Annotated in this window: 3 protein-coding genes; 1 reads left to right on the forward strand and 2 read right to left on the reverse strand. The window is 72.0% G+C overall.

Features of this window, described 5'->3' with window-relative positions; translation table 11 throughout:
* A partial coding sequence (locus tag V7793_RS34575) for a sigma-70 family RNA polymerase sigma factor (protein WP_336013658.1) occupies positions 1-1,006 on the reverse strand: 1,006 nt, incomplete at its 3' end.
* A 229-nt stretch (positions 1,007-1,235) separates the two neighbouring features.
* On the reverse strand, positions 1,236-1,970 hold the full coding sequence (locus V7793_RS34580) for a TetR/AcrR family transcriptional regulator (RefSeq protein WP_168091552.1): 735 nt from the start codon (positions 1,968-1,970) through the stop codon (positions 1,236-1,238).
* A 405-nt stretch (positions 1,971-2,375) separates the two neighbouring features.
* On the opposite strand from V7793_RS34580, the gene V7793_RS34585 reads away from it, so the two are divergent.
* Positions 2,376-3,674, forward strand: a complete 1,299-nt coding sequence (locus V7793_RS34585; RefSeq protein WP_443058057.1) for an NAD(P)/FAD-dependent oxidoreductase — start codon at positions 2,376-2,378, stop codon at positions 3,672-3,674.
* Positions 3,675-4,006: the final 332 nt, after the last annotated feature.

A 4,006-nucleotide genomic window follows, 5' to 3' on the forward strand; every position in this document is an offset into this window, starting at 1 on the left:
CGAGCCCGAAGCCCGCCGCAGCCTTGGCCGAGAACCCGGCGGCGAACCAGCCGATGACCGCCACCGGCAGCAGCGCCCGCAGCCGCTCATTGACGTCGGCGACCTCCAGGGCCGCCGTACGGCACCGGGTGCAGTCCTCCAGGTGCTTGCGCAGCCCCCGCTCGGCCCGCATCCGCAGCCCGCCCCGGGCGTACGCCCCGAGCCGGTCCGCGAAGCGCGCGCAGTCGCCGCCGGCCGTCAGCGAGGCGCTCACGTGCGCCTGCAGATACGCCTGTTTGAGGCCCTCGCGCGCCCGGTGCGCCAGCACCGCCGTCGCATTGGCCGTCAGCCCCAGCAGCGGCGCGACCTCGCTCGGCGACTCCTCCTCGACCGTGGTGTGCCACAGCACCGTCTGCCACCGCGGCGGCAGACTGCGGAACGCCTGCACGGCGAGGGAGTGCTCGGCCTCCTGCATGGCCAGGACGTCCGCGCCCGGGCCGAGCCCCTCCCCGTCCTCCGTGGCGGGCAGCCGCGCGGCCGACGAGGCGAACTCGGCGAAGTCCTCGACCAGCTGCTCGCGCTTGGCGCTCTTCCCCCAGGTGGCCGCGACCCGCCGCACCGTGGTCATCAGATAGGCGCGCACCGACGAATCGGGCCCGGCCCCTCCCCGCACGGCCTGCAAGGTGCTCGCGAAGACCTCGTTGGTGAGGTCGTCGGCGGTGTGGTTGTCGCGGCAGCAAGTGCGCGCATAGCGGCGCACCGCGGGGGCGTGGCGGCGATAGAGCTCCTCGTAGGCATCGCTCTCGCCCGCCCGCATCCGGGCCACCAGCTGGGTGTCGGTCAGGGGCGCATCGGCGGCGGCGTCCGTCCTGCGGTGCTTGCGCCTGCGCTGCCGCGGCACGCTCGGCCCGGCGCCGCGTGCCGCATCCCCGGCCGGTGCGGAACCGCCCTCGTCGGAGGGCCGGGGCAAGGACGGTCTGTCCGCCTGCTCGCTCCCGCCCGGTTCTTCCTGCCCGTCAACACCCATAGCGCAGGCCCCTGTACATGCCGGCAATCCCGAACATCGCGAAAGCGTGGCACAGCGGCGCCCGTCACCAGCTCGGCATGGGCATCAACCACCCGTCCGGGGTGACTTCGGCTGCATGACGCACCGGATGTCACCCGAACGGGGAAGGATTTCCGGATGCGCCCGGTCCGCTTGGAGGGCCGGACCGGGCGCGCCCGTCACACAGAAGACCTACGCGGCAGGCGACGGCCTACTCGGCAGGCCGGGACCGCAGCCCCTCCAGCAGGATGTCCAGCAGCCGCGAGGACGCCGCCGCCTGCTGCACCGCATCCGGCAGCGACGGCGCGGCCGTCGCTATCACCAGCAGCACATCGGCCACGGTCACGTCCGGACGCAGCTGACCCGCCGCCCGCGCCCGCTCCACGAGCCGGCCGACGACCTCGAGCAGCGCCGCCGCACCAGCGTCGTGCCGCTCCGCGGAGGCGGCCGTCCGCTGCTCGACCAGCCGCAGCTCGTGCAGCTGGCCACCGGTGACGCCCGGCTGCCGCTGCTGCGGCACCCGTGCCTCGATCTCCTCGGATTCCCCGTCGACGCCGACCCGCAGCACCTGCGGCGGCAGCAGCCGCCCCGCGCCCGAGGCCACCGACGTGCGCAGGAAGCGCGACAGCGCCGACCACGGCTCGTCCTCCTGGCCCAGCGCGGTGCGGGCCTGCTCGGTGAGCCGCGCGGTCTCCTCCTCGGCTATCCGCCGGACGAGGACGTCCTTGCTGGGGAAGCGGCGGTAGACCGTCCCCACGCCGACGCGGGCGCGGCGCGCCACGTCCTCCATCGGCGCCCCGTAGCCCAGCTCGCCGAAGACCTCGCGGGCCGCACGCAGAACGTGCTCGAGATTGCGCTGGGCGTCCACGCGCAGAGGCGTGCTGCGGCCACCGCCCGCTTCCGACGGCGCGACAGCGGTGGACCAATGAGAGCCCTGAATATGCATATGTGTTCCCCCGGTTATGACGTCTCCCCCCGGAGACTCCCCGCCCTGACTGCCGGGGCACGTCTCTGACACCCCGACGGAGTACGAACATAGTTGAGCCCAGGTCAAGAAAGAAGGGGTAGTTCCGCACCGGGCACCCCCGATTGGAGTACATGCCCCCTCCACAATGATTCTGCACCACCCCGCAACCCCGCCGCAGCCACCCTGACCTGCGCACCTGTCTTTCGAACCGGTGCGCCCCCTTGGAGGGATCAGCTCCGCCGCCCGGTCATACATTTCGCACGGCCTGTGGACAAACTCCTGCCGGGGGTGCGTCATGGGGAGGGAGCTGTGCTCGAGGACTGAGGAGTGGCCTTGGCGAAGGAACCGGCGCGCATTCTGGTGGTCGGCGGCGGCTACGTCGGGATGTACACCGCCCTGCGGCTGCAGCGGAAGCTCAAGCGCGGCGAGGCGACCGTCATCGTGGTCGATCCTGAGCCGTACATGACGTACCAGCCCTTCCTCCCCGAGGCCGCGGCCGGCTCCATCTCACCGCGCCACGTCGTCGTCCCCCTGCGCCGCACCCTCGACAAGTGCCAGGTCGTGATCGGCGAGGTGAAGTCCGTCGACCACGCCAAGCGCACCGCCGCCGTCACCACCCTCGCCTCCCACGAGGAGGGCACCGGCGCCGTGCAGATCCGCTATGACGAGCTGATCCTCGCGCCCGGCTCCGTCTCCCGCACGCTGCCCGTCCCCGGCCTCGCCGACTACGGCATCGGCTTCAAGACCGTCGAGGAGGCCATCGGCCTGCGCAACCACGTCCTCGAACAGATGGACATCGCCTCCTCCACCCGCGACCCCGCCGTCCGCGACGCGGCCCTCACCTTCGTCTTTGTCGGCGGCGGCTACGCGGGCGTGGAAGCCCTCGCCGAACTGGAGGACATGGCCCGCTACGCCGCGCGGTACTACCACAATCTCGAACCCGACGACCTGAAGTTCGTCCTGGTCGAGGCCACCGGGCGCATCCTCCCCGAGGTCGGTGAGGAGATGGGCGCCTACGCCCTGCGCGAGCTGCGCGGCCGCAACATCGACGTCCGCCTCGACACCCGCCTGGACTCCTGCGCGGACCGCATCGCCGTCCTCAGCGACGGCTCCCGCTTCCCCACTCGAACGCTCGTCTGGACCGCGGGAGTCAAGGCCCACCCGATCCTCGCGGCCACCGACCTCCCCCTCAACGGCCGCGGCCGCCTCAAGTGCACCCCCGCCCTCGCCGTGGACGGCGTCGAACACGCCTGGGGCGCCGGCGACGCGGCCGCCGTCCCCGACCTCACCGCGGACGACCCCGCCACCACCGTCTGCGCCCCCAACGCCCAGCACGCCGTCCGCCAGGCCAAGGTCCTCGCCCACAACGTCCTCGCCTCACTGCGCGGCGAGCCGCTCCAGGACTACCGGCACAAGTACGTCGGCTCCGTGGCCTCCCTGGGCCTCCACAAGGGCGTCGCCCACGTCTACGGCAGGAAACTCAAGGGCTACCCCGCCTGGTTCATGCACCGCGCCTACCACCTCAGCCGGATCCCCACCTTCAACCGCAAGGCCCGCGTCCTCGCCGAGTGGACCCTCACCGGGCTCTTCAAACGCGAGATCGTCTCCCTCGGCTCGCTCGAAAACCCCCGGGCCGAATTCGAACTCGCCGCAGACACCGGACGTCACCCGGAAGCGAGTTGAAGCAGGTCATGGGCCCTGCGGCGGAGCCGGGAACTCCCCCGGAGAGGCCGACGTCTGACGGATGTCAGTCCGGTCGGCCACACTGGTCGTGTGACCATGGGTGGGCTCGTACCTGCGAAGAGTAACAATTACGAGGATTCGGACGTTTGCTGCATTCCCCCGGGGGCAGTCCCCCGCACCGACGACCGCGGCCCCGCGCCGGGCACGCGGAACGGCCCCACCACGTCGCCGAGCTGGTCCGGAACGACTCCGCGAGGTAATCCTCAGTGAACTTCACCCGCTGGAGCGCCCGGCTCCCCGGCACACAGCGCCGAGCCGCGGCGCGCGCCGAC

Source organism: Streptomyces sp. KLMMK, assembly GCF_036961605.1.
Taxonomy (GTDB): domain Bacteria; phylum Actinomycetota; class Actinomycetes; order Streptomycetales; family Streptomycetaceae; genus Streptomyces; species Streptomyces telluris.

Bases quoted from the DNA above. Each gene is read 5' to 3' on its own strand.
- V7793_RS34580 (WP_168091552.1), bottom strand. From the start codon at position 1,970: ATGCATATTCAGGGCTCTCATTGGTCCACCGCTGTCGCGCCGTCGGAA.
- V7793_RS34585 (WP_443058057.1), top strand. From the start codon at position 2,376: ATGTACACCGCCCTGCGGCTGCAGCGGAAGCTCAAGCGCGGCGAGGCG.